Raw genomic sequence first — 23,616 nt, forward strand, 5'->3', positions numbered from 1 at the left:
CCACTGTACGAGGCCTCCCCGCACACTCCAGCACCAGTAACAAGGAAGGACCCCCCACCCGGCGTGGGCGGAGGGTCCTTCCGTGGTTCAGCGCCCGTCAGACGGGCTCAGTCGCCACTGTGGTTCAGTCACTCAGCGTCGACAGCGTCCTTGAGCTCGGCCTCGACGGAAGCGGAGACGGCGGTGGTGCCACCGAACAGCTTCACGTCGAAGTACTGGCTCTTGTCGAGCTTGTTGGCAGCCGTGAGGAAGCCGTCCGTCGCGTCAGAGAGCGATCCCGGCACCGTCAGGAGCAGCACGCCATCCTTGTTGGCGATGTAAGCCGCCGCGACGACCGCGTCAGCGAAGTCGGCGCCACTGGCAACCGCGACGAAGTCCGTGGTCACCGTGTTGATGGGGTCACCCGAAGCGAAGTACTTCTGCGCAACCTTGACGGCCGTCTCGTAACGGTCGTCACCCACGGCCGCCTGCTTCGGCCCGATCTTAGTGTCGACAGCGGCTGCCGCCGGGCCGCCGACTGCGACGACCTTGGAGTAACCAGCAGCGTCAAGGTACTTGCCGGTGTAGCTGCTCTTCGAGTCCGGACCGAACACGCCATCCACCACGTGCTTGTCGAGCTTGTCGCCGTCCGTCAGCAGAACAACGCCGTTGTCCTTGGCCGCAGCAGTGCCGGCAGCGAGCGCGTCAGCGAAGTCCATGCCGGTGGTGAGGAAGATCCCGCCGCTCGTGTTCGAGATCTCACCCGCGATGTTCACGGCGGTCTCAAAGCGGTCCTGACCGTCAATGCGCTCGACGTTGCCGACCGCCTTGAGGCCCTTGATCGACTTCTCGACACTCGCAGAGATGGCGCTCTTGCCACCGACGATCGTCACGTTGATCGCGCCGGTGCGGTTCTGCCCGAGGCGGTTGAGCTCGGCCTGAACGGCCGGGTCCAGCTTGTCAGTCGCGTTGATGAGAACGGGTGCGTCCAATTCGTCAGCGAGAGGCGTGGCGGTGAGCGCGTCGGCGAAGTCGTCCGAACGAGCGATGATCACGTTGTTCGCCGTCGTGCCGTCGCGGTTGGGCACGCCGGCCACAGCAGCCACGATCAGCGGGTCGTTGGCGGCGAGGTCAGTGGCCTCGTCGTAGACACGCTGCGCGAGGGCGTCCTTGTCGGCCGCGGAGAGAGCGAGGTACTGGACCTCCGTGACGCCGTAGGCCTCCAGGAACTCGGCCGCGGTCTTGTTGGTAGTGGTGCCATCGGCCTCATCGGTGATGACCTTGACCGCAGCGGTCAGCGGAGCACCCGCGAGGTTGTTGCTCGCGTCATACGCGGCCTGCACCTTGTCCGTTGCGGCAGTGACCGCCTCCGGGGTGGGGGCGATCACATCGTCGGTCTCGTAGTACTCGTTCGAGGCCGCGATGGCGGTCAGAATGCGGTTGTCACCCGAGAGGCGCTCGACCGAGGCCTTCTTCGGAGCATCCGGGCTGTCAACGATGGCTGCGCTGGCAATGGTCGAGCTGGAGAGAACAACCGCAACAGCGGCGGCGAGGGCGAGGGAGCCCCGACGGGTAGTCTTACCCATTTTTGTTGACCTCCTAAGGTCACGAGCTAGTTGTACAACGTGGTCCCCACAACCCGTGCCATTAAGGCCTGAGCAACCGCGGGAGCAACCCCACGGCCGTGCTTCACCATCAACTCACATCGGTGGGTCACGGGAGACGTTAGGGCCAATAGATACGTTCGCGCAAGTCCGTTTCTCAACGTGGCGACGAACTGCGGACAGGTTCACTTCCACGTCATTGCGCTGTGGTATACCTCGACTTCACGTGATTGGACATCACGTGTCGTAGATGGTTTCCGGCTAATTGTTGGCGAGAAAGTCGTTAGCCGTGCGCGAGTCGTTATCTAGCCGTGACCGTTCGAAGCGATCCTCGGGCGGCGCGGCGGCCTGTCTCACGCAGCGACGCGTGGGTGGCGGCCCACGTGGCGCGCCGCTCGCGGTCTTCCGGCCGTGCCGTCTGCGACAGTGCCGCCTTGATGGCAACGGCAACGGCTCGGGGATCATAGGGCACAGCAGCGCCGAGTTTCGCTTCGCGTACAAGGGTTCGAGCGGGTCCCGATCCTGCGTAGACGACCGGGGCACCGCAAGCGGCGGCAGCGTAAATCTTGCTCGGGAAGGCGAAGCCATACTCGCCCGGCCGGACGCTCGCGACCGAAATGTCCGCGCGACGGAGCCACGCTGCCACGATCGCCGGCTCCTGGCGGGGCAGGAAGGTCACCACACCCGCGGGCAGCTGCGCCGCAGCCTGCTGGAGCTGGCCGATCTCCGCGCCGTGGCCGATGAAGACCAAGTGGGCGTCCGGGAACTGAGCGAGCACGTCGGGCATCGCATCGACGAAGATGCCCGCGCCGTGCACCTCCGAGGCTGTCCCGGCGTAGACGAGGACCCGCCCGGCGACCTCCTGGACGGGCCCGTGGAGCGTGAACACGGACGTGTCGATGCCGTTGCCCACGGTCGCGGTGCGCTCCCCCAGACTCCATGCGGTCAGCCGCTCGGTGACCTGGTCCGAGACCGAGAGGAGGGTGCGCGCGCCGCCCATGGCGAAGCGCTCCAGCCAGCGCAAGGCCTTGTGGACGAGCGGGTGCATGCCAGCGGCGCGGGCGGCGTCGGACCAGAGGTCCGCGGCGTAGTAGACGTACGGGATGCGCCGCAGCGCGCACACCACGCGCACCACGGCGCCGGTTGTGGGCGGAGGCTCCACGACGACGACGTCCGGACGGCGCGCGAGCAACAGGCGCAGCGCCAGGGGGAGGTCAAAGCTGAGGTAGGGCACGTAGCCGCGGACGTAGCCGCTCTTGTCGCGGAGCGCGGGCCAGCGTCGCACGCGCACCCCGGCGGGCGGGCGGTAGCCGTTAGTGGTGGGAGGCGTGGTGGTCAGCACTGTGACGTCCGCGTTGGCTTCGGCCAGGGCCTCCACGAGGGCCTTGAGCCGGAAAGAGGCGGCGGCGGGCTCGGGGGCGAAGATGCGGCTCGCGAGGATCACGCGGAAACCGCGCGGCCCGCGCCGTCTAGGACGAAGCGGGCCGCCGGCCGAGGTGCTCATAAATTGGCCATGACCGTTGCGCTCGAGGGGACCGAATCGAGCCGAACCATGTCCGCAAGACCTTCCGCACCACTACTAGAATAGACAGAAGTCACCGTCCGTTGCAACATCCGGTTCCCCGTCACAGGCGATGGGTTGACTCACCCGCGGCCACACCGCGGGTGTCGAAGAAGCTGGTGCTCCGCGCGGCGAGGCCCGTCACGTCGTAAGAGCGGTGGTTCTGCAGGAGCACCACCACGTCCGCGGTGGCGACCGCCTCGTCGAGGTCGGGCACCCGGTCGAGCGGTGCGCCATCGATGCGCCAGCGCTCCACATACGGGTCGTGGAAGGAAACGTCGGCCTTCTTTTCGCGCAGGATCTTGGCCAGCGGCACGGCCGGGCTCTCGCGCTGGTCGGCAATGTCCGGCTTGTACGTGACCCCGAGCAGGAGAACCTTTGCCCCATTGAGAGCCTTGCCCTGCTCGTTCAGGAGGTCGCCGATTCGGGTAGCAACGTACCCGGGCATCGAGTTGTTGATCTCCTGGGCCAGCTCGACAAAGCGGAACTGGTAGCCGAGGGTCTTTCGGACCTGGAAGCTGAGATAGTTCGGGTCGATGGGGATGCAATGCCCGCCCACGCCCGGCCCGGGACTGAAGGCCTGGAATCCGAAGGGCTTTGTCGCGGCCCCGCGAATGACCTCCCAGATGTCGATGCCCAAGTCGTGACTGAATCGGGCCATCTCGTTGACCAACGCGATATTCACGTGCCGGTAGGTGTTCTCCAGCAGCTTGGCCATCTCCGCCTCTTTGGCCCCGCTGAGCGGCACGACGGTGTCGACGAAGGCCGAGTAGAACGCCACCGCCCGCTCGCCGCTCGCGGGCGTGACGCCGCCGACGAGCTTGGGGGTGTTGGTGATGCCGTACTCGGGGAAGCCGGGGTTGACCCGCTCCGGGGAGAAGGCGAGGAAGAAGCCGTCGTCGAGCCGTAGGCCGCTGGTCATGAGGATCGGCAGGACGCGGTCCTCGGTGGTACCCGGGTAGGTCGTCGACTCCAGGATCACTACCGTGCCGGGAGCGAGGTGCTCGGCGGCCGACGTCGTGGCGGCCTCGACGGCACGCAGGTCGGGTCCGCCGTCGTCCCCCAGCGGGGTGGGCACGCAGATGACCACCACGTCCGCCTCGGCGATGACGCCGGGGTCGGTGGTGGCCGCGTACCCCTGGGCGAGCATCGTGGCGACGTCGGCGTCGGAAAGGTCGTCCACGTGCGAGGTGCCGGCGTTAAGGGCCGCCACCAGGCTGTCCGTGATGTCGTACCCGCGCACCCGGTACCCGGCCGCCGACGCGGCCTGCGCCAGCGGCAGCCCCACGTACCCCTGGCCCATGACCACCAGTGTCTTCGTCATCGTCTCTCCTCGCATAGCCCGGGACAGTTTAGGACCGGTACGGGAGGTACTGGCCGTGACCTCGGTCTCGGGTGCCCTGGGAGTCGTCAGCAGGCCCGGGTCTCGGCGCTCTCCGCGACGGCGGACGGGCCGCCGAGGAGCACGGTGGAGGCGGCGTCGAGGGCGGTGAGCGCGGACTTGACGCTGGGCGCGAGGCACTCGGGTCGGGTCAGGAGCACTGGGGCCTTGCGGCTGCCGGCGGCGGGCACGCCGCTGAGCGCGTCGGCGAAGCCCGTGCCTGTGGCCAGGAACACAGTCGCGGAGCCGTTCGGCCAGGTGCTGGCGGCGACGGCGGCGGCCGTCTCGTAGCGGTCATTGCCGGCGAGCCGGGAGACCGTCACGCCGGGCAGGAGCTGCTGGACCTGGGCGACGACGTCCTTGCTGACCGCGGCGGTGCCGCCCAGGATGACGACCTTGGACGGGCGGAGCCGGGCGAGCTCGGTGCGGATGGGGGCGGCGAGGGTTCTCGGCGTCGTCACGTACACGGGCGCGCCGGTGGCCGAGGCGGCGGCCCCGCCGGAGAGTCCGTCGGCGAAGTCCTGCCCGGAGGCGAGGTAGACCGTCGGCGTGGTGCCGGTCCACACGGCGCGCCCGACGGCCGCGGAGGTCTCGTACCGGTTGGCGCCGTCAAGTCTTGTCACGGCGGCATACCCGCGCAGCACGCCCACCACGGACTCGGAGACGGCGGTGGTGCCCCCGAGGACGTAGATGGTGCGCGGGTTCAGCCGGTCGAGCTCGGCGCGGACCTCGGCCGGGACTGCGCCGGGCTGGACGAGGAGCACGGGCGCGCCGAGGCGGGTGGCCGCGGGGCCGGCGGAGAGGGCGTCGGCGTACTCCTTGCCGGTGGTGACGAAGACGACGTCGGCGGAGTCGTGCGCGTACCTCGAGGCGGCCACGGAGGTCTCGTAGCGGTCGTCCCCGGCGAGGCGGACCACCTCCTCCATCGGCGCGGTCATGCCGGCGGGCATGAGCGCCTGGTAGTCGTCGACGAGGCCGACGAGCTCGGTCTTGATGCGCGGGTAGAAGTACTTGCCGGGGCAGGCGGTCTGGCCGACGTCGCGGTGGCCGACCACGCGGGCAATGGGGTTGCCGTTCAGGCCTTTGGCCGTGCCGGAGGTGGTGATGCCGTGGACGGCGAACTTCCAGGCGATCACCTGGGCGACGGTGCGGAAGGCGGCGTCGGGGATGGGCACGAGGTCGAAGTTGCCGAGGACCGAGACGCCGAAGGTGGTGGAGTTGACGCCCTTGGCGTGGGCGCCGATGACGGCCGTGGTCAGCCCGCCGTAGCGGCCCTCCCAGGCGCGGCCGTAGGCGTCGACGAGCACGTTGTAGCCGATGTCCCCCCAGCGCAGGGACTGGGCGTGGTAGCTGTAGATGCCGCGGATGATGGCCGGGACGTCCTCGGGGGCGTAGCCGTTGGCGCCGGCGGTGTGGTGCACGACCACGCCGGTGACCTGGCCGATCTCGGGCGCCCAGGTGCGGATGGACTCGTCCGCGCCCCAGTCCGCGCGGGTGCGGATGGTCGGGGCGCCCGGGGTGATGACCCCGGGCAGGGCGAAGGTGCCCGCGCCGGCGACGCCGGTGATACCGCCCGCGCCGGTGGCGGTGAGGGGCTGCGGCTGGCTGATGGGGGCGGCGGCGTCGGCGGCGCTGGTGCCGGGGTCGACGATCGCGAGCTGGGGGTCCGACGGCAGGGTGCCGGGGGCGCCGGCGAGCGTGACCTCGATCTCGTCGGCGTCCATGACGGCCAGGGGCTCGGTGCCGCCGCGGGCCTCCGGGGAGGCCTCCCCCTCGGTGACGGGCGCGGTGATCTCCAGCGTGGTCCACCCGGACCAGGTCTCGCCCTCGCGGCTGCGCAGGCGCGCGGTCAGGCCGGCGCCGGCGTCGATCTCCGCCCAGGTCACGCCGACGACGACGAGGTCGCCGCCCGGCCCGGAGACGGTGACCTCCTCGGTCGCGGGTCCGGCGCTCTTTGCTGTGGCGGGTTCCGGCGTCATCTCGAGGGTCTCGAGGTCGGTGGTGACGGGGGCGGCGCCCTCGACGGTCGCCGTCGTGCTGTCCGTGACCGCCGCGGCGGCTCCGGCGTCGGGCGGGGCGGTGTCCGCCGCGGCGGCGGCCGCCCTCGGGACGGCCGCCCGCGCCGGCTCTGGCGCGACGGAGAAGGAGACGCCGAGCAGCGCAAGCACCAGCCCGAGTGCGGCCGGGCGCGCGGCTACGCGAGAGATCACAAGTTCGCCTGTGCTTTCTGGGGAAGACGGCACATTTATGGCGGCCAGCGTCCCACAGATCACGCAGGTTTTGGGCGACCTTCGCCGCATATGTTGCGGTGTCGTGCCGGGTGTGGTTATGCCCCCGCCAGCGAGACCGTCTGCCCGGTGGCCGCCGAGTCGAGGATGCCCTCGACCACGGTGAGGGTGTGGACGCCCTCGGCCATGGTGACCACGCCGTCCCCGGTGCCGAGGATGGTGTCGCGGAAGTGCTCCTGCTCCACCCGCAGAGGCTCGCGCTTGGCGATGGCGTAGCGGGTGACGTCGCCCTCGGAGACGCCGCGGAAGGCCGCGACGTTGGCCCACTCGGTGGGGATGGTGCCGTTGGCGTAGAAGGTCAGGTCGCCGGCGGCGGTGTCGGCGACGAAGGCGCCGCGCTCGCCGGTGACGACGGTCTGGCGCTCCTTGCGGGGCGAGAGCCAGTTGACCAGGTGGTTGACGATGATGCCGTTGGCCAGGCGCCCGGTCACCGAGACCATGTCTTCGTGCTCACGCCCGGAGCGGTGGGCCACCTGCGCGGAGACGGTGGCGTAGGGGCTCTGCGCGATCCAGGCGGTGAGGTCGACGTCGTGGGTGGCGAGGTCCTTGACCACCCCGACGTCGGAGATGCGCCCGGGGAAGGGGCCCTGGCGGGAGGTGGCGATCTGGTAGACCTCGCCGAGCTCGCCATCGGCGATACGGCGGCGCAGCTCGAGCAGGGCGGGGTTGCACCGCTCGACGTAGCCGACGGCGCCGATGAGGCCGGCCTCGTCGAAGGCATCGGCCACGCGGCGTCCGGCGGCGGCGGTGGCGGCGATGGGCTTCTCGACCATGGTGTGCACGCCGGCGGCGGCGAGCGCGAGGGCGACGTCCTCGTGGAAGACGGTCGGCACGGCCACCATGGCGGCGTCGAGGCCGGCGGCGATGAGGGCCTCGACGTCGGGCAGGACCGCGAGGTCCCCGGCGACGCCGTAGTTGTCCCCGGCCGGATCGGCGACGGCGACGAGGTCCATGCCCGGGGTCTCGCGGATGACGCGGGCGTGGTGGCGGCCCATGGAGCCCAGGCCGATCAGGCCCATGCGGATGTCGGCCATCTCAGGCGCCCGCCTTCACGACGGTGTTGACGCCGGTGACGATGCGCTCGAGGTCTTGTTGCGTCAGGGAGGGGTGGACCGGCAGGGAGATGACCTCGACGGCGGCCTTCTCCGTCTCGGGCAGCTCGAGGCCCGGCGCGTAGGGCGCGAGGGACTCGAGGCGGTGGTTGGGGATCGGGTAGTACACGCCGGAGCCGACCTGGTGCTCCTCGCGCAGGGCGGTGACGATGCGGTCGCGCTCCGCCGCTCCCCCGGCCACGCGAATCGTGTACTGGTGGTAGACGTGCACGGCGCCCTCGGCGACCGGCGGGACGGTGACGCCCTCGAGGTTCGCGTCGAGGAAGGCTGCGTTGTCCTGGCGCCGCTTGGTCCAGGCGTCGACCTTGGTCAGCTGGACGCGGCCGATGGCGGCGTGGATGTCGGTCATGCGGTTGTTGAAGCCGATGAGCTCGTTGGCGTACTGCTTCTCCATGCCCTGGTTGCGCAGGAGGCGCACGCGGCGCGCGACGTCCTCGGTGGCGCAGGAGACCATGCCGCCCTCGCCGGAGGTCATGTTCTTGGTCGGGTAGAGGGAGAACATCCCGAAGGTGCCGAAGCTGCCGACCGGCTTGCCGTTGAGGCTCGCGCCGTGGGCCTGGGCGGCGTCCTCGAAGACCATGAGGCCGTGCTCGTCGGCGATGGCCTGGATGGCGGGCATGTTGGCGGGGTGGCCGTAGAGGTGCACCGGCATGATCGCCTTGGTGCGCTCGGTGATCGAGGCGCGGATGGACTCCGGGGCGAGGTTGAAGTGGTCCGGCTCGATGTCCGCGAAGACGGGGGTCGCGCCGGTCAGGGCCACGGCGTTGCCGGTGGCGGCGAACGTGAAGGACGGCACGATGACCTCGTCGCCCGGGCCGATGCCCGCGGCGAGCAGGCCCAGGTGCAGCCCCGAGGTGCCGGAGTTGACGGCCACGCAGGTGCGGCCACCGACCAGGTGCTCGGCGAACTCGGCCTCGAAGGCCTTGACCTCCGGGCCCTGCGCGACCATCCCGGAGGCGAGCACGGCGTCGACCGCCTTGCGCTCGTCCTCGCCGATGATCGGCCTCGCCGCGGGAATCATGGGCAGGCTCATTCAGGCCGCCACCTCTCTGATCGTGTTCTCGAACTGTTCGTACAGCCGCCCGGTCTGCGGGCAGCGCCAGCGGGGCGCCCTGGTGCCGGCGGCTGGCTGGGGATCCTGGGTGGCGTCGTCGTCCACCGGCTCGAGGCGGACGCCGGCCTCGCCGACCCAGCCGAGCCGGCGGGCGGGGACGCCGGCCATGAGCGCGTAGGGCGGGACGTCCTTGGTGACCACGGCGCCGGCGGCGACGGTGGCCCAGGCGCCGATGGTCACCGGCGCGACGCACACGGCGCGCGCGCCGATGGAGGCGCCGGTCTCGATGGTCACGCCGGTCGGCTCCCAGTCGTGCGCGGACTTGAGGGAGCCGTCGGGGTTGACCGCGCGGGGGTAGGTGTCGTTGGTGAGCACCACCGCGGGGCCGATGAAGACGCCGTCGGCGAGCTTCGCGGGCTCGTAGACGAGGGCGTAGTTCTGCACCTTGCAGTTGCGGCCCATCTGCACGCCGGTGCCGATGTAGGCGCCGCGGCCGACGACGCAGTTCTCGCCGAGGACGGCGTCCTCGCGCACCTGCGCGAGGTGCCAGATCGAGCTGCCGTCGCCCACGTGGGCGTCCGGCGACACATCCGCACTCTCGGCTATCCGTACTGACATCGACATGCTCCCCACCGGGGCGCTGAGCGCCTCGCTCTGGTTCGGTCCGCGTCGAACGGTATCTCAGGGCGGGCGGGACCTTCTGGGCCGGAAGGGTGGTGGTGTGGTCACACGGTGCTGGTATCGCCTCACGGGGGTGGAAGTGTGATCCGGCTCGCGATGGGCGTCGAGGGCGCGATCGGCTGAGAGAATGGCCGCCATGACTGCGCCACCACCCCTCGACGACGCGTGGCTCGTCATCCCCTTGTACAACGAGGCCCCGGTCATCGGGGACGTCATCGCCGAGGCGCTCGAGCGCTTCCCGCACGTCGTGTGCGTGGACGACGGCTCCACCGACGCCTCGGCGGAGCGGGCCGAGCGGGCGGGCGCCGTCGTCGTGCGCCACGCCGTCAACCTCGGGCAGGGCGCCGCGCTGCAGACGGGCATCGAGTACGTGCTCGCCCACACCTACGGCCGGTACGTGGTGACCTTCGACGCCGACGGTCAGCACGCGGTCGCCGATGCCGAGGCGATGGTCCGCCTCGCCGCCGACGAGGACCTCGCGATCGTGTTCGGGTCCCGCTTCCTCGACGAGCGCACCAAGCCCGGGCTCGCCAAGCAGGTGGTCCTCAAGACGGCCGTGTGGGTGACGAACCACTCCACGGGGCTGCGGCTGACCGATGCGCATAATGGGCTGCGGGTGATCCGCCGCGACGCCGCCGCGCAGATCAACCTGCGGCAGAACCGCATGGCGCACGCCAGCGAGATCGTCACCCAGCTCGGCCGCACCCGGCTGCCGTGGCGGGAGTTCCCGGTGCACATCCGCTACACCGAGTACTCCAAAGCGAAGGGACAGCCCCTGTTGAACTCGATCAACATCCTCGTCGACCTGATCGTGAACTAGGAGGACGCCGACCATGTGGATCCAGATCCTCCTGCTCCTGGGCATCCTCGGCACGGTCATCCCGCTGACCCGGACCGCGTCGGCCCGCCACCAGGCGATCCGCCGGCTCCTGCTCGTCGGCTTCGTGGTGCTCGCCGTCTTCGCCGTCCTCTTCCCCACCTGGCTCACCGCCGTGGCGAACCTCCTCGGCGTCGGGCGCGGCACAGACCTGCTCCTCTACGTCCTGGTGATCGCGTTCCTCACCTACGTGGCGAGCTCGTACCGGCACATGGTCACCCTCGACCGCAAGCTGACGGTGCTCACCAGGAAGCTCGCGCTGACCGAGACCGCGCTGCTCGCCAAGGACGGTGAGGTCGCTGACGAGGCGTCGGCCGGCGCCGGCCACGAGGCTCCGGGCGACGCCGGCGACGAGACTCCGGTCGACGCCGGCACGGTCTTCGACCCGGACACTGCGCCGGCGCCGCGCCCGGCCGTCCGGTCGACGGAGACCACGGCCCCACCCCGCTAGCCCCCTCGGTGGTGAGAGGTCAAGTACTCGCGGGGCCCGCTCGTCGGTTCACCACGGCGGCACGGCCCCCCTCTCTCGGCGGAACACACCTGGGCCGCTACCTCATGGCCCTCAGCGGCGACGCCCTCGACGCTTACGTAGGCTGAGCAAGAGTCCGAGATGACCGTCAGGCCACACCCGCAAAAGGGTGTGGCCTGACGGCGTCGGAGGAACCAACGCGACCGGCTGCCGGGCCCGCCGTCCGGCTCGGAGTGGGTGGCGTGGCGTGGTGGGCAACTGGGGCAGCGACCGCAGAAGCTCCTAGATGGTCCTGGCGATCAGGAGCCTCCATGATGCGCGTGTTGCGCGTCGACGGCGTGGCGGGCGTGCGTCGGCCCGACGTCGTCCGGGCCGATGGCCTAGGGTTCCAATGACTTACAAAACTTACAAAGGAGTAAAACGGTGGCGGTCCGACGCAACCCGTTCAAGCCGACGGCCGGCGCGCTGCCGCCGCTGCTCGTCGGCCGTCAGGACGTCATCGACGAGTTCGTCGAGTCCATCGAGGACGGCCCCGGTGCACCCGGGCGCATCACCATCTTCACCGGCCCCCGCGGGGTCGGAAAGACCGTCATGCTCACCGAAGTTGCCGATCAGGTGCGCCAGCTCGGCTGGGTCACCATCTCCGATGCGGCCACGCCTGGTCTGGTGGCCCGGATGACGCATGCACTGACACGCCGCGTCGATGAGCTCGGCGACAAACCCACGCGACCGATGACCGGCTTCACCCTCCCTGGTGTCGGCGGGGGCCTCACCTTCGCCCCACCCCCGGAGGTCGTCGTCGACTTCCGCGGACAGCTCGGCAAACTGCTGGACCTGCTCGAGCCCCACGGCACCGGGCTGATGCTCGCCGTCGACGAGGTGCACCGCAAGTCCATCGACGACCTCCGCGCGTTGGCGACCACCTACCAACTGCTGACCAGCGAGGGCCGCAACGTCGCGTTGGCCATGGCCGGCCTGCCGTCGTCGGTGTCGGACCTGCTCAGCGACGACATCCTCACCTTCCTACGCCGGGCCAACCGCGAGGTACTCGATGACGTCCCGCTGGGGGAAGTGCGCGATGCCCTGGGCAAGACCGTCACTGACGAAGGACGCACGATCACCGACGACGCCCTCGAAGAGGCCACCGCCGCAACGGGCGGCTACCCCTTCATGATCCAGCTGGTCGGCTACCACGTCTGGCGCAAGGCCGACGGCGACGTCATCGACCTTGCCGCCGTCCGCGCCGGCGTCCCCGCGGCCCGCAAGCGGCTGGGGTCCACCGTTCACGAGACCGCCCTGGCCGACCTCTCCGCCGTCGACCGCACCTACCTGCTGGCCATGTCACACGACGACGGGCCCTCCCGCACCGGCGAGGTCGCCAAACGCATGGACGTCACACCGTTCTACGCCAGCACCTACCGGGCGCGGCTGATCGACGCCGGCATCATCGAGGCCGTCGACCACGGTTACGTCGACTTCGCCATTCCCTATCTGCGCGAGTACCTGCGCGAGCACGCCGCCCGCTACGAGATGGCGGCCAGGCACCGGAAGCGTTGACGCGGACCGACCGGCCGGCCGACCGGCCGGTCGGTCGGTTGGCCGGCCGGCCGGCCAGTGCACGGTGACACCGCTTACCGGCGGGCACCACGTCCTCGCCTCACCCGCCGCTCCTGCGGCAGGCGTAGGGCACTCTGCGCAGGGCGCTGAGCACCCGCACCACGGCCCCGGTTGTGGGCGGCGGCTCGGTCACGACGTTGGCGGGCTCGCGCAGGAGCCGGAGCGCCAGCGGCTGCCGTCACGCGCCGCGCCGGTAACGGACAATGGCAGTTTCATAGTCTCCACAACCTCTCTACGCCGCCACCCGCTCTCGGGGTACTAGACACGTTGCCGCGTTCCGTAGGATTACGTACCGTGCCGACCGCTTCGTCCCTGCCTCCCCGCGCCGACGGCGCGCCCCGGACCAGGGCCGCTGCACGCCGCGCCGCCGAGGCACCCGCCGGCTCACGCCGACACGCCCGTCAGGCGTCGACCGGCCCGTCGGCCCCACGGCACGCCCGCAACCGGCGCGGCCACCACCTGCTCGGCCGCATCGGCACCGTGGCCCTCGCGCTCGTGCTCTTCCTCGGCACCGGCGGCGCGCTGGCCTACAACGACATCCAGGGCAACGTCGACCGGCACGACATCACCAGCCTCCTGGGCGACGACCGTCCCGCCGGCGAGGGCGACACCGTCGCCGCCCCGCTGGACGCCAAGGCGGGGCAGGCCCTGAACCTCCTCGTCATGGGCTCGGACTCGCGCGGCGGCGCGAACGACGACCACTCCGGCGTCGAGGGCATGCGCGCGGACACCACGATGCTCGCGCACATCTCCGCGGACCGCTCCCGCGTGGAGATCGTCTCCATCCCCCGCGACACGCTCGTGGACGTCCCCTCCTGCATGCTGCCCACCGGCGTGACGACGAAGGCGCAGCGCGGCGTGATGTTCAACTCCGCGTTCGCGATCGGCGGGCAGACGGGCGACGTCGGCGCCGCCGCGGCCTGCGCCATTCGTACCGTCGAGGAGCTCACCGGCGTCTTCGTCGACGACTTCGTGGTCGTGGACTTCGCCGGCTTCCAGAACATGATCGACGCCCTGAGCGGCGTGCCGATGTACGTCCCGGAGGCCATTAAGGACAAGCAGGCCGACCTCGAGCTCGCGGCCGGGTGCCAGGTGCTGAACGGGCACGACGCCCTCGGCTTCGCGCGCGTGCGCAAGTCCGTGGGGGACGGCTCCGACATCTCCCGCATCGGCCGCCAGCAGGAGCTCGTCGCCGCCATCGCCCGCGAGGCCCTGAGCAAGAACCTGCTCACCGACCTGCCGGCGCTCTACCAGTTCCTCGACGCCACCACCCAGACCCTGGCCACGGGCCAGGAGATCGGCCAGATCCCGACGCTCGCCGGCCTGGCGAACTCCCTGCGCGGCCTCGACGCGGCCGGCATCAGCTTCGCCACCATGCCGTTCGACTGGGCCGGGGCCCGCGTGAAGCCCTCGGCCGACGCCGAGACCCTGTGGGCCGCGCTGCGCGCCGACGAGCCCATCGAGGCCACCCTGACCGGCACCGGCGAGGCCCCCACCGAGCCGCCGACGGACGCGCCGACCGGCACCGACGCCGAGGCGCCGTCCGGTGCGGCCACCGACGCGCCCGTGCAGGCGTCGCCGAGCGCGCCGACGGCGGACGACGGCGCGGTCAGCGCCGCCCCGGAGCCGGCCGTCCCCGCCTGCACCAAGTAGCGGCTGCCCGCAGGGCCCGGCCGGCTGCCGGCGTCATGCTCCTCAGCCGGTGGCCGGGGCGAAGACCGACTCCTTCACCCGGTAGACCGTGACGCTCCCGGCGGCGAAGACCTCCCGGAGCGACGTCACGTCCGCCAGGTCCTCCAACCCCGGTGGGCCCAAGAACACCTGCCCCGGGTCCTCCGGCGTGGCGGCCGCGATCACCGGCTCCTCGGCGTCGACGTACACCCAGCGGATGTCGTACTTCCGGACCAGCTCGCGGACCTGTGCATCGGTGTCGAGGTGGTCGAAGTCCTCGAGCAGCTTCCGGGTGTAGGGCTCCGCGCCGAGCGTCTGGATGTTCACGACCGGGATGCCGTCGTAGACGTAGAGGTACGTCGAGCCGTCGTTGGCGTTGTTCATGACCCGCTCGCCGGGCCTGACGTGGTTGTCGAGGTAGGCGAACGCCGCCCGGTCGTCGGCGTCCACGCGGGTGAACTCGGGCGCGCGGTACCGCTCGCTCAGCGCCCGCGCGTTGACCGGGGCGTAGTGGGCGGCCGCGGCCGTGAGGGCGAGCACGAGCACGGCGGAGACGAGGACGGGCGCCCGATCCAGCGCCGGAGGGCGCACGTACCGCCCGAGGGCGGGCCGCAGGAAGGTGGCGAGCGTGAAGCCGACGGCCGTGACGGCGACGCCCACGAGCAGCCACTGGTACGCGGCGACGAGGCCCGAGATCCGGATGTACCCGTTGTAGAAGAGGCCCGCCACGGCGGCGACCACGGGGCCGCCGACATCGGTGAGGAACAGGACGGCGAAGATCGTCCAGGCGGCCCAGGCCAGGAGCAGGCCCGCATGGCGGCGAAGGACGATCGAGGCGACGACGCCGACCAGCACGAGGACCGCCAGGATGACCTGGCCGCGGTGCCAGGCGGGGTCGAGGTAGCCGCCGTAGGGCATGCCGAGCGCCAGGCGGGCCGCCTGCCCCAGCGAGGAGAGGGGCTCCCCGGACGGGGAGGTGGGCACGTCCCGCGGGATGGCGGCCGTCCGCGCCGCCGAGCCCGCGGCGGCCAGCAACGTCGGCACGGCGCACAGGGCCGCCAAGAGGGCCGCGCCCCCGATGGAGAGCGCCCAGCGCCGGACGCGGCGCGCGCCCGGCCGGTAGAGCAGGGCGTCGCCCACGACCCAGGCGGCCACTCCCCCGGCGATAGCCACCGCCACGGGCGGGTAGATCGCGAACGCGCCGACCATGAGCAGCCCACCCGGGACCACCCCCCGCGCCGGCCGCCGGCCGGTAGCGAGCAGCGCGGCCACCGCACCGCCCACGAGGGCGAGGGCCGCGGCGTTGCTGAGGACTCCGCCGTCGTGCATCATCGCGAAGACGGGCCGGTAGGCGAACGCCGCCGCGAGCGCGGCCGCGCCCCCGGCGACGGCGCCGAGGCCCCGCCAGCGCAGCAGCGTACCCAGGGCGAGCATGCCCAGCGGCATGGCGACGGCGAAGAGGACGACGCTGACGGCGTTGAGGGCGGTGACCGGGTCGGTGCCGAGCTGGGCGATGAGCGCGGCGAGCCGGTGCAGGCCGGCGGGGTAGTACCGGTCGGGCACACCGGTGATGAGGTCCGCGGGCCACTCCTGGCCGGGCGCGGCCTCGCCGGTGCGCGCGATGTAGGCCGTGATGAGGGTGTGGGTGACGGTGTCGTGCTCCTGCGGCACGACCGCCAGGCGCCCGAGACCGGCGGCCCAGGTCCACAGGGAGATGAGGATCGCGGCGAGGGCGGCCAGGGCGCCGACGGCGAGGGCCGGGCGGCCCATGGGCTCGGGGGCGAAGGCGGAGTCGTCGCGGGCGAAGGCGGCGCCCTCGTCGCCGACGGCGAAGGCCGCGCCCCCACCCGCGCCGGAGGCGGCGTCCCCGTCAGGGCCCGGCGCGGGCACGGTCCGCCGGCCCGTCGCCCGCCGCAGCAGCACCACGCCGGCGACGACCACCGCGGTGACGACCAGCACCGCCGCCAGGTTGAACCGCACCCCCAGCACGCCGCAGAAGAACCCCGCCAAGTACGCCAGGGCGGCCGTGACGAGCGGCGCCGCCGCCGCCACGACGACGGGCCCGCGGGCCCGCCGCACGGCGTCCGACGCCACCAGCACCAGGAGGCCGGGGACGAAGACCACGAGGGCGGTGCCGGCAAGAAGGAGCAGGTCCCGTGCGGACCATCCCAGCATCCTCGACCGCCTCCCTCGCTGCCCGGACGCTCACCCCGCCACGCTCACTCGACGGCGTTGCGCCGGAACGTCTCCTCCCACGCCTCGAACGAGACGAGCCGCGGCGCCGCGTCCTGGTACTGCTTGCGCAGCCTGGGCCACTCGGCCAGGAGGCGGCGGTGGAGGTCCAGGGCCTCGGTCAGCATCACGCGCACCTTCCTGGGGTCCCGCTTGTACCAGGACGCCCCGGTGCCCTCGGCGTTCGAGACGACGGCGCTGTCGTACTGCGACAGCCGCCACCACCGCGCGTCCTGGTGCGGGATGAGCACCTGCGGGTTGTCCTTCGCCTGGTGCTTGACCGGCAGCACGGTCTGCCGGAGCACCGTCTTGGCCGCCCACGGGCCGAGGGTGATCCGGGAGGGCAGCCGCACCCCGCGACCCTTGTTGCGCGGCTTCTGCCGACGCGGCGCCGGGAAGGCGTCGACGTCGGGCTTGAGCTGGGCGTCGGTGAACTCCGCGGTCATCTTCCGGATCTCGCCGAGCCGGACGCCGATGATGTCGTGGAGGTGGTCGGGCCCCTTCAGGACGTCGCGGAGCGCCTGCAGGCGGCCCTGCTCCGAGTAGTACTGCATGGAGATGAGGTGCTTGATGTCCATGTAGGTCGACTCGCGGATCACCCGCCCGCCGCGCTCGTAGAGCGAGTGCAGCAGAGTGACGATGACGCGGTTGCGCTCGTGGAAGTACGCCTGCCACCCGACCAGGTCGTCCTTGTCGAGCCACGAGATGTGCCAGACGGCGGAGCCGGGCAGCGAGACCGTGGGGTAGCCGGCCTTGCTGGCGCGCAGGGAGTACTCGGCGTCGTCCCACTTGATGAAGAGCGGGAGCGAGAGCCCGATCTCGCGGATCACCGACGTCGGGATGAGGGTCATCCACCACCCGTTGTAGTCGACGTCCGCGCGCCGGTGCAGCCACGGCGTCGTGCGCAGGTTGGAGCGGGCGAGGTCGTGCCCCAGGGACATATCCTCGTGAGCCTGGCGGGGCTGGAACCGCCACGGGTCCAGCGTCTCCCCGAACGTGTGCAGGACGGACCGGTTGTACATGTCGAACATGTGCCCGCCCACCAGCGTGGGGCGGCGGGTGAAGTCGGCGAAGGCCACGAGCCGGGTGATGCTCTCCGGCTCGAGGACGATGTCGTCGTCGAGCAGGATGACGTAGTCGCTCCGGCCGGCCTGGACGGTCTCGTACATCCCCCGTGAGAACCCGCCGGAGCCGCCGATGTTGCCCTGGCGGACGATGCGCAGCTTGCCGCCCATCGCGGCGGCGACCTCGTCGAAGCCGTCCTCGTCGACCACGTTCTGGGTGCCCTGGTCCACGATGATCAGCTCGTCCAGGACCTCTCGGATGGTCTCCGCGGCCCAGACGTCCTGGATGGTCCGCAGGCAGTAGTCGGGCCGGTTGAAGGTGGTCACGGCCAGAGAGGTCCGGCCGCGCTTGCCGTCCGCGTCCGGGACCGCCCAGTGCGCGTGCTGCAGGACCGCGCCCTCGGCGCCGCCGATCAGGTCGAACCAGTACCAACCGCCGTCGCCGAACGGCTTGAGGGGCAGGTCGAGGACGTGCGTCGCCTTCCCCCCGATGGCGACCGACTCGACGCGCTGCTGCGCGCCCTTGGCGTTGGACCGATACACGATGAGCGTGCCGGTCCCGGCGACGGCCACCTCGAGGCGCACCGACTCCACCGTGGTCCAGCGGCGCCAGTAGCTCGCGGCGAACGCGTTGAAGTACGTGCCGAAGGACAACCGGGCGCTGGGGCGGACGCTCGTGGAGAACCGGCCGCGGAAGTCGGAGGAGCGGACGCTCTCGCCGCTCTGGTTGGTGCTGCTCTCGGCGTCGTCCTTGCCCTCCCACAGGGCGTTGACGTCGGTCCGGCGCACGTCGATGGCGCTGGCACCGGCGTCGACGTACAGCGGGATGGCGTCCGAGTCGGTCTCGAGCGGCAGGATCACGCGCTGGACCACCCGGTACGGGCTCTTGCTGGCGGCCTGCTCCCGCGCGATGTCCGTGGCCGTGGTGCTCATGGGACGCCCCCTTGGTGCGGCATCGTCGTTGACGTTCGGCCGGCCCTCGACAGACCGTTGCCCGGCGAGCCTATCGGCAACAGGTGTCGCCTTCACGCGCGAGGTGTCGCCTTCACGCGCGCGCCCGCCGGGCGCCACCTCGAGGGGCCCGGCCACGGCGCCCCGGCGCCCTCGGCAGGGCACCCGGCGGCGCGGTCCGTACGATGAGATCGTGCCGGGACGCTCTTCGGCGCACGCCGACGACGACGCGGTGGTGTCGCGCGACCGACGCCGCCCCGAGCCGACGCGCCGGTCCAGGGTGCTGCGCCGCATCGCCGTCGTGTGCGTGGCGCTCGTGCTGCTCCTGGCCGGGGCGGGCGCGCTCGCGTACAGCCGCCTCCAGGGCAACGTCGAGCGGCACGACATCGCGCGGTTCCTCGGCGGCGGGCGGCCCGCCGTCGGGACGGCGGCGCCCCGGGGCGACGTCGGCGCCGCGGGCACCCCGGCGAGCGGCGGCGAGGCGGGCACCGCCGGCGTGGCCGCGCCGGCCGACACCGAGGCCGGGAAGGCCCTGACCATCCTCGTGCTCGGCTCGGACTCGCGCGCCGGCGCGAACGACGACAGGTCGGGCATCGCCGGCATGCGCGCGGACACCACGATCCTCGCCCACGTCGCCGCGGACCGCTCCCGCGTGGACCTCGTCTCCATCCCCCGCGACACGCTCGTGGACATCCCACCCTGCACGCTGCCCGACGGCACCCAGACGGCGCACCGCAACGACATGATCAACGCCGCCTTCGCCATCGGCGGCCAGACGGGCGACGTCGGCGCCGCCGCGGCGTGCTCGATCCGCACGGTCGAGAAGCTCACCGGGGTGTTCGTCGACGACTTCGTGGTCGTGGACTTCGCGGGGTTCAAGAGCGTGGTCGACGCCCTCGGCGGGGTCCCCATGTACGTGCCGGAGGCGATCGACGACCGGCGCGCCGACGTGAAGCTGGCGCCGGGGTGCCAGGTCCTCAACGGTCACGACGCGCTGGGGTTCGCCCGGGTGCGCAAGTCCGTCGGGGACGGCTCGGACATCTCCCGCATCGGCCGCCAGCAGGAGCTCGTGGCCGCCATCGCCCGGGAGGCGCTGGGCGAGCACCTGCTCACCAGGCCGCCGGCGCTCTACCGGTTCCTCGATGCGACCACCCGGACCCTGACCACGGGCGAGGAGATCGGGCGGATCCCGGTCCTCGCGGGCCTGGCGTACTCGCTGCGCGGGATCGACCCGGAGAGCATCCGCTTCGCCACCATGCCGTTCGTGTGGGCCGGTGCGCGCGTGCGGCCCTCCGCCGACGCCGAGGCCCTGTGGGTGGCGCTGCGCGACGACCGGCCCGTCCCGGCCGCCCTCACCGGCACCGGCGCGGCGCCGACGCCGGCGCCGGCGTCCGAGTCCGCCTCGCCGTCGGCTCCGGGACTCGGATCCCCGACCGCCCCGGCGCCGTCACCGTCCGCACCCGCGGCGGCGCCGCCGTCGTCCACCCCGCCGCCCGCCTCACCATCAGCGGCACCCACCCCGGTGTGCACCAAGTGACCCGCTCCCGCCCAGCGCGACCTCCGGCGTCGCCCACGTCACCGCCGCCGGAGGAGGACAATCCTGACAAGACGACCGGCGCCGCGCGCCCCGCGGTGACGGACATCGTCCGGCGGCGCGCTACCGTGCTCTGCTGAGGAACATCGACCTGCGCTCTCCTGCGGCGGCCGCCGCGGCGCCGGGCCGCGGCCGGATCGCACGCAGAGGAGGCAGTGATGGGCGAGGACAAGCGCAACGCGCTGCCGCCGAGCTTCACCCCGGACGGCGGGTCCCGCCGCCCCGACCCGCGCAGCGCCCGCCCCGTCGGCGCGGGCCAGGAGCGCCCCGCGCCCGCGCACCCCAGGCGCCTCGTCCGCCCGGGCACCGCCCCGGCGACGCCGTCGGCCGCCCGTCAGCCCCCCGCGTCTGGCGGCGGGGTACCGCCGTCGTACGCCCCCGCCGGCCAGCTCCGCCGGACTCCCCCGGCCGGCGGCGCCACGCAGGTCCAGGCCGGGCGCCTCGCCGCGGGCCCGCGCGCCGCCGCCCCCACGACGGCCACCCCGCTCGCGCGCCCCGCGAGGGCGCGGCGCCGCCGTCGGCCCATCACGGTCATCCTCACGGTGCTGCTCATCGCGGCGATCGCGTGGCCTGCGGGGCTGCTGATCTGGGCCAACGGGAAGATCAACCACACCGACGCTCTCTCCGGCGCGCCGAACACCGCGGGCACCACCTACCTGATCGCCGGGTCGGACTCGCGCGCCGACGGCACCATCCCGGACGGCACGCAGGGCCAGCGCTCCGACTCGATCATGGTCCTGCAGAAGCCGAGGTCCGGGCCGGCGTCGCTGATTTCCCTGCCGCGCGACACGTTCGTCGAGATCCCCGGCTACGGCATGAACAAGCTCAACGCCTCGTACTCCCTGGGCGGGGCGCCGCTGCTGGTCGAGACGGTGGAGAAGCTGACCGGGCTCACCGTCGACCACTACGTCCAGATCGGGATGGGCGGCGTGCAGCAGGTCGTCGACGCGGTGGGCGGCGTCGAGCTGTGCCTGGACCGCAACGTCGAGGACCCGCTCAGCAACCTCTACTGGACCGCCGGCTGCCACGTGGCCGACGGCGCCACCGCGCTCGCGTTCGCCCGCAACCGCCACGGCGACCCGATGGGCGACCTCGGCCGCGCCGAGCGCCAGCGCCAGGTGGTCGGCGCGGTCGTCAAGAAGGTCGCCACGCCGGTGACGCTCGTCGACCCCGCGCGCCAGCTGGCGCTCGTCGACGCCGGCACCGCGGCGCTCACGGTGGACGAGGACTCGAACATCCTCGACCTGGGCCGCCTGGCGCTGGCCTTCCGCGCCGCGACCGGGCCGGACGGCATCGTCGGGGCCCCGCCGATCGCCAGCCTCGACTACCGCCCCGGCGGCATCGGCTCCGCCGTCCTGCTCGACGAGAACAAGGCGCCGGACTTCTTCACCCGCATGCGCGACGGCCGCCTTACGCCGGCGGACGTCGCGGCGCCCTGACGGCGGACGCGCCCGACCGGCTTGGGTGGAGTCGTCCGATTTCGGTCGACAATGTGAAATAAGTCACGACCAGTTTGGGTCGTAGATCGTCCGGATGCGCTGTGGAACACACGATGATTAGCGCATGAATATCGGAGACCGCCCCATGGACCCCCGGGCGCAACGGACGCTGGCGTCCCTGCGCAAGGCCCTGACCGAGATGGTGGAGACCACGCCGCCCTCAGAGGTCACCGTCGCCGCGCTGTGCCGCACCGCCGGGGTACACCGCACGACGTTCTACAACCACTTCGACAGCGTGCCGCACCTCGCCGCGGCGGCGATCGTGGACCTGCTCGACCCGGCGGAGCGCCGCGGGTCAACGAGCCGCGTGGAGCCCGGGTACCTGGGGTGGCTGACGGCCCTGCTGGGGCGCGCCGCGGCGAACCGCCCGGCCCTCAGCGTGTTCCTCGGGCCCGACGGCGACCCGGCCGTCACGCGCGCCGTCTCCGACCGCATGGTCGGGCGGGCACAGAAGGCCCTGGAGCGGGCGGACCCGCTGACCCAGTACCTCCTGGACCCACGGGCGATCGCCCTGCTGGTGGGTTTCGGCTCCTACGGCCTCGTGGAGGCCATCGTGGGTGACGCCAGCCTGGACATCACCGGCACGGTCGACGCGATGGTGGGCGGCCTGCCGGAGCGGCTGATCCCCGCACTCGCCAGCGCCAGCTGACGCCCTCGCCGGCACAAACGGACACTGCGGCCTGCGGCCGTACCCGCTGGATCGCCTGGTGAAACCCTGCCGGATTACCGGGCGGGTGGAACAATACTGAAGCGCACCCTGCCGGGGGTAGGAGGTCTGTAAAGACTCCCCGGCGGGGTGCGCTTCCGTCTAGCTCGCGACGTGACTCAAGCGTGCACCATAACGATATGGCAACGCAAACCGAGGGCGTTGGTCATGGTTGCGCCTGGCACCGTTAAAAGTTGCGGACTCCGGTCAGGAGCATGTGTCGGCGAACCGCTGGGTGTTGAACAGGCCGCCGTCGGTCGCGACCGTGCCGGTCGCGACGAAGCGCAGCTCCGGGTCCAGGATGTTCGCGCGGTGCCCCGCGGAGCCCATGTAGGAGGCCATGGCCTCCTCGGGCGTTGTGGCGGTGCTGCTGTCCCAGTAGATGTTCTCGGCCCACCCACCGGCACAGCCGGCCGCCGAGGCGTCCGCGCCGATCATGCCGTCGGCCGCGTGCTCGAAGTCGTTGCCGTTCATCCACCCGGAGTGGGTCAGGGCGCCGGAGCGCAGGCCGCTCCAGTACTGCAGCGGCTCCACGCCGGCCTTGGCCCGGGCCTGGTTGATCAGGCCGACCATCTCCTTGTCGAAGGCGTCCAGCGGCCCGCTGACCGCTCCTGCGCGCTTCTTGGCCGCCGGGGCGTCCGAGGCGGGGGCCTCGGAGCGCGACGTGGCCTCCGTGGGGGTCTCGGCGGCCGTGCCGGTGCCCGCGCCGGGGGTAGTCGGGGCGTCCGTTACGTCGGGTGCCGAGTCGCCCGTGGCCTCGAGCGCCTTGCCGGGGGCGGTGGTGGCGGAGTCGCCCTTCGCCTCGGGCGCCTTGCCGGGGGCCGTGGCCGCGGGGTCGCCGGTGGCCGTGGGGGCCTGGCCGGGCTCCGTCGTCGACGTCTCGTCGCCGAGAGGCTCGGCCAGGGCGCTGTCATCCGGGTCCGCGCTGGGCGCCGGCTTCGTTGCGGCCTCGCCGCGGGCGGCATCGCCGTGCCCGGTGGCCGTGCTCGAGGACGCGGAGGCGCGCGCGGGCGTCCCCCAGTCGTCGGCGGTCCCGGGGCCGGTGTCCGCGCCCACCGCCGTCGTCGACGGGGTCAGCTCGAGGGCGCCGGCCGAGATGGAGGCCGCGAGGCCGAGCCCGACCAGCACGCCGCCTGCGGAGAGCAGGGCCGTGCGCTTCCGGCTGGCGGTGCCCTTCCGGTGCGCTGTGCGCTTGTTGATGCCCATCGCGTGCTCCTAGTTGCCGAAGGTCTGGCACGAGGCTATGGGGCGTCGGACGTCCGATGGAAACTCGCGC

The 23,616-nt window shown here is 72.0% G+C and carries 17 protein-coding genes; 7 read left to right on the forward strand and 10 right to left on the reverse strand.

What is annotated here, in order from left to right; genetic code table 11:
- Window positions 1–128: 128 nt before the first annotated feature.
- The 7 genes from EJK16_RS11750 to EJK16_RS11780 form a co-directional block, all read right to left on the reverse strand.
- A complete protein-coding gene (locus EJK16_RS11750; RefSeq protein WP_127129523.1) occupies window positions 129–1,565 on the reverse strand; it encodes a cell wall-binding repeat-containing protein in 1,437 nt (478 codons plus the stop codon).
- A 319-nt stretch (window positions 1,566–1,884) separates the two neighbouring features.
- Window positions 1,885–3,027, reverse strand: coding sequence for a glycosyltransferase (locus EJK16_RS11755; protein ID WP_240645987.1), 1,143 nt, complete (start codon window positions 3,025–3,027; stop codon window positions 1,885–1,887).
- Between the two features lie 181 nt (window positions 3,028–3,208).
- Window positions 3,209–4,468 (reverse strand): nucleotide sugar dehydrogenase, encoded by a 1,260-nt coding sequence (locus tag EJK16_RS11760; RefSeq protein ID WP_127129527.1) that lies wholly within the window; start codon window positions 4,466–4,468, stop codon window positions 3,209–3,211.
- Window positions 4,469–4,554: 86 nt separating this feature from the next.
- On the reverse strand, window positions 4,555–6,735 hold the full coding sequence (locus EJK16_RS11765) for a cell wall-binding repeat-containing protein (RefSeq protein ID WP_164737318.1): 2,181 nt from the start codon (window positions 6,733–6,735) through the stop codon (window positions 4,555–4,557).
- A gap of 116 nt (window positions 6,736–6,851) precedes the next feature.
- Entirely contained in the window at window positions 6,852–7,847 is a 996-nt protein-coding gene (locus EJK16_RS11770) for a Gfo/Idh/MocA family protein (RefSeq protein WP_127129531.1), read from the reverse strand.
- A 1-nt stretch (window position 7,848) separates the two neighbouring features.
- Window positions 7,849–8,958 (reverse strand): DegT/DnrJ/EryC1/StrS aminotransferase family protein, encoded by a 1,110-nt coding sequence (locus tag EJK16_RS11775; RefSeq protein ID WP_127129533.1) that lies wholly within the window; start codon window positions 8,956–8,958, stop codon window positions 7,849–7,851.
- Window positions 8,959–9,597 carry an acyltransferase gene (locus tag EJK16_RS11780; RefSeq protein WP_127129535.1) on the reverse strand — a complete coding sequence of 213 codons (639 nt, stop codon included), beginning with the start codon at window positions 9,595–9,597 and terminating at the stop codon, window positions 8,959–8,961.
- Window positions 9,598–9,796: 199 nt separating this feature from the next.
- Here EJK16_RS11780 and EJK16_RS11785 point away from each other — a divergent pair, with 199 nt between their 5' ends.
- The 4 genes from EJK16_RS11785 (at window position 9,797) to EJK16_RS11800 (ending at window position 14,276) form a co-directional block, all read left to right on the forward strand.
- The gene (locus EJK16_RS11785) at window positions 9,797–10,480 is read left to right on the forward strand and encodes a glycosyltransferase family 2 protein (RefSeq protein WP_205739731.1); all 684 of its coding nucleotides are present in this window, start codon (window positions 9,797–9,799) and stop codon (window positions 10,478–10,480) included.
- Between the two features lie 13 nt (window positions 10,481–10,493).
- The gene (locus EJK16_RS11790) at window positions 10,494–10,988 is read left to right on the forward strand and encodes a DUF2304 domain-containing protein (RefSeq protein ID WP_127129539.1); all 495 of its coding nucleotides are present in this window, start codon (window positions 10,494–10,496) and stop codon (window positions 10,986–10,988) included.
- Between the two features lie 441 nt (window positions 10,989–11,429).
- Entirely contained in the window at window positions 11,430–12,563 is a 1,134-nt protein-coding gene (locus EJK16_RS11795) for an AAA family ATPase (RefSeq protein ID WP_127129541.1), read from the forward strand.
- A 354-nt stretch (window positions 12,564–12,917) separates the two neighbouring features.
- The gene (locus EJK16_RS11800; protein ID WP_127129543.1) at window positions 12,918–14,276 is read left to right on the forward strand and encodes an LCP family protein; all 1,359 of its coding nucleotides are present in this window, start codon (window positions 12,918–12,920) and stop codon (window positions 14,274–14,276) included.
- Between the two features lie 42 nt (window positions 14,277–14,318).
- On the opposite strand, the gene EJK16_RS11805 is transcribed toward EJK16_RS11800, so the two are convergent.
- Together EJK16_RS11805 and EJK16_RS11810 are read right to left on the reverse strand one after the other, a co-directional pair.
- Window positions 14,319–16,469 (reverse strand): DUF6541 family protein, encoded by a 2,151-nt coding sequence (locus EJK16_RS11805; protein WP_127129545.1) that lies wholly within the window; start codon window positions 16,467–16,469, stop codon window positions 14,319–14,321.
- 44 nt (window positions 16,470–16,513) lie between these two features.
- Window positions 16,514–18,523 carry a glycosyltransferase gene (locus tag EJK16_RS11810; RefSeq protein ID WP_127129547.1) on the reverse strand — a complete coding sequence of 670 codons (2,010 nt, stop codon included), beginning with the start codon at window positions 18,521–18,523 and terminating at the stop codon, window positions 16,514–16,516.
- Between the two features lie 211 nt (window positions 18,524–18,734).
- Between EJK16_RS11810 and EJK16_RS11815 the strand changes: the two genes are divergently transcribed.
- From EJK16_RS11815 to EJK16_RS11825, 3 genes are all read left to right on the forward strand, one after another.
- Window positions 18,735–20,078, forward strand: a complete 1,344-nt coding sequence (locus EJK16_RS11815) for an LCP family protein (RefSeq protein ID WP_164737319.1) — start codon at window positions 18,735–18,737, stop codon at window positions 20,076–20,078.
- 215 nt (window positions 20,079–20,293) lie between these two features.
- Window positions 20,294–21,574, forward strand: a complete 1,281-nt coding sequence (locus tag EJK16_RS11820; RefSeq protein ID WP_127129551.1) for an LCP family protein — start codon at window positions 20,294–20,296, stop codon at window positions 21,572–21,574.
- A 124-nt stretch (window positions 21,575–21,698) separates the two neighbouring features.
- Window positions 21,699–22,283, forward strand: a complete 585-nt coding sequence (locus tag EJK16_RS11825; protein WP_127129552.1) for a TetR/AcrR family transcriptional regulator — start codon at window positions 21,699–21,701, stop codon at window positions 22,281–22,283.
- Window positions 22,284–22,547: 264 nt separating this feature from the next.
- On the opposite strand, the gene EJK16_RS11830 is transcribed toward EJK16_RS11825, so the two are convergent.
- The gene (locus EJK16_RS11830; RefSeq protein ID WP_127129554.1) at window positions 22,548–23,546 is read right to left on the reverse strand and encodes a CAP domain-containing protein; all 999 of its coding nucleotides are present in this window, start codon (window positions 23,544–23,546) and stop codon (window positions 22,548–22,550) included.
- Between the last annotated feature and the right edge of the window lie 70 nt (window positions 23,547–23,616).

The organism is Georgenia sp. SYP-B2076, from assembly GCF_003991205.1.
In the GTDB taxonomy this organism is placed as follows: Bacteria; Actinomycetota; Actinomycetes; order Actinomycetales; family Actinomycetaceae; genus Georgenia.

What these genes read in the sequence shown, in the direction of transcription:
- EJK16_RS11775 (WP_127129533.1), bottom strand. Translation starts at nt 8,958, where the DNA reads ATGAGCCTGCCCATGATTCCCGCGGCGAGGCCGATCATCGGCGAGGAC.
- EJK16_RS11825 (WP_127129552.1), top strand. Translation starts at nt 21,699, where the DNA reads ATGAATATCGGAGACCGCCCCATGGACCCCCGGGCGCAACGGACGCTG.
- EJK16_RS11780 (WP_127129535.1), bottom strand. Translation starts at nt 9,597, where the DNA reads ATGTCAGTACGGATAGCCGAGAGTGCGGATGTGTCGCCGGACGCCCAC.
- EJK16_RS11750 (WP_127129523.1), bottom strand. Translation starts at nt 1,565, where the DNA reads ATGGGTAAGACTACCCGTCGGGGCTCCCTCGCCCTCGCCGCCGCTGTT.
- EJK16_RS11785 (WP_205739731.1), top strand. Translation starts at nt 9,797, where the DNA reads ATGACTGCGCCACCACCCCTCGACGACGCGTGGCTCGTCATCCCCTTG.
- EJK16_RS11805 (WP_127129545.1), bottom strand. Translation starts at nt 16,469, where the DNA reads ATGCTGGGATGGTCCGCACGGGACCTGCTCCTTCTTGCCGGCACCGCC.
- EJK16_RS11820 (WP_127129551.1), top strand. Translation starts at nt 20,294, where the DNA reads ATGGGCGAGGACAAGCGCAACGCGCTGCCGCCGAGCTTCACCCCGGAC.
- EJK16_RS11760 (WP_127129527.1), bottom strand. Translation starts at nt 4,468, where the DNA reads ATGACGAAGACACTGGTGGTCATGGGCCAGGGGTACGTGGGGCTGCCG.
- EJK16_RS11810 (WP_127129547.1), bottom strand. Translation starts at nt 18,523, where the DNA reads ATGAGCACCACGGCCACGGACATCGCGCGGGAGCAGGCCGCCAGCAAG.
- EJK16_RS11770 (WP_127129531.1), bottom strand. Translation starts at nt 7,847, where the DNA reads ATGGCCGACATCCGCATGGGCCTGATCGGCCTGGGCTCCATGGGCCGC.
- EJK16_RS11790 (WP_127129539.1), top strand. Translation starts at nt 10,494, where the DNA reads ATGTGGATCCAGATCCTCCTGCTCCTGGGCATCCTCGGCACGGTCATC.
- EJK16_RS11830 (WP_127129554.1), bottom strand. Translation starts at nt 23,546, where the DNA reads ATGGGCATCAACAAGCGCACAGCGCACCGGAAGGGCACCGCCAGCCGG.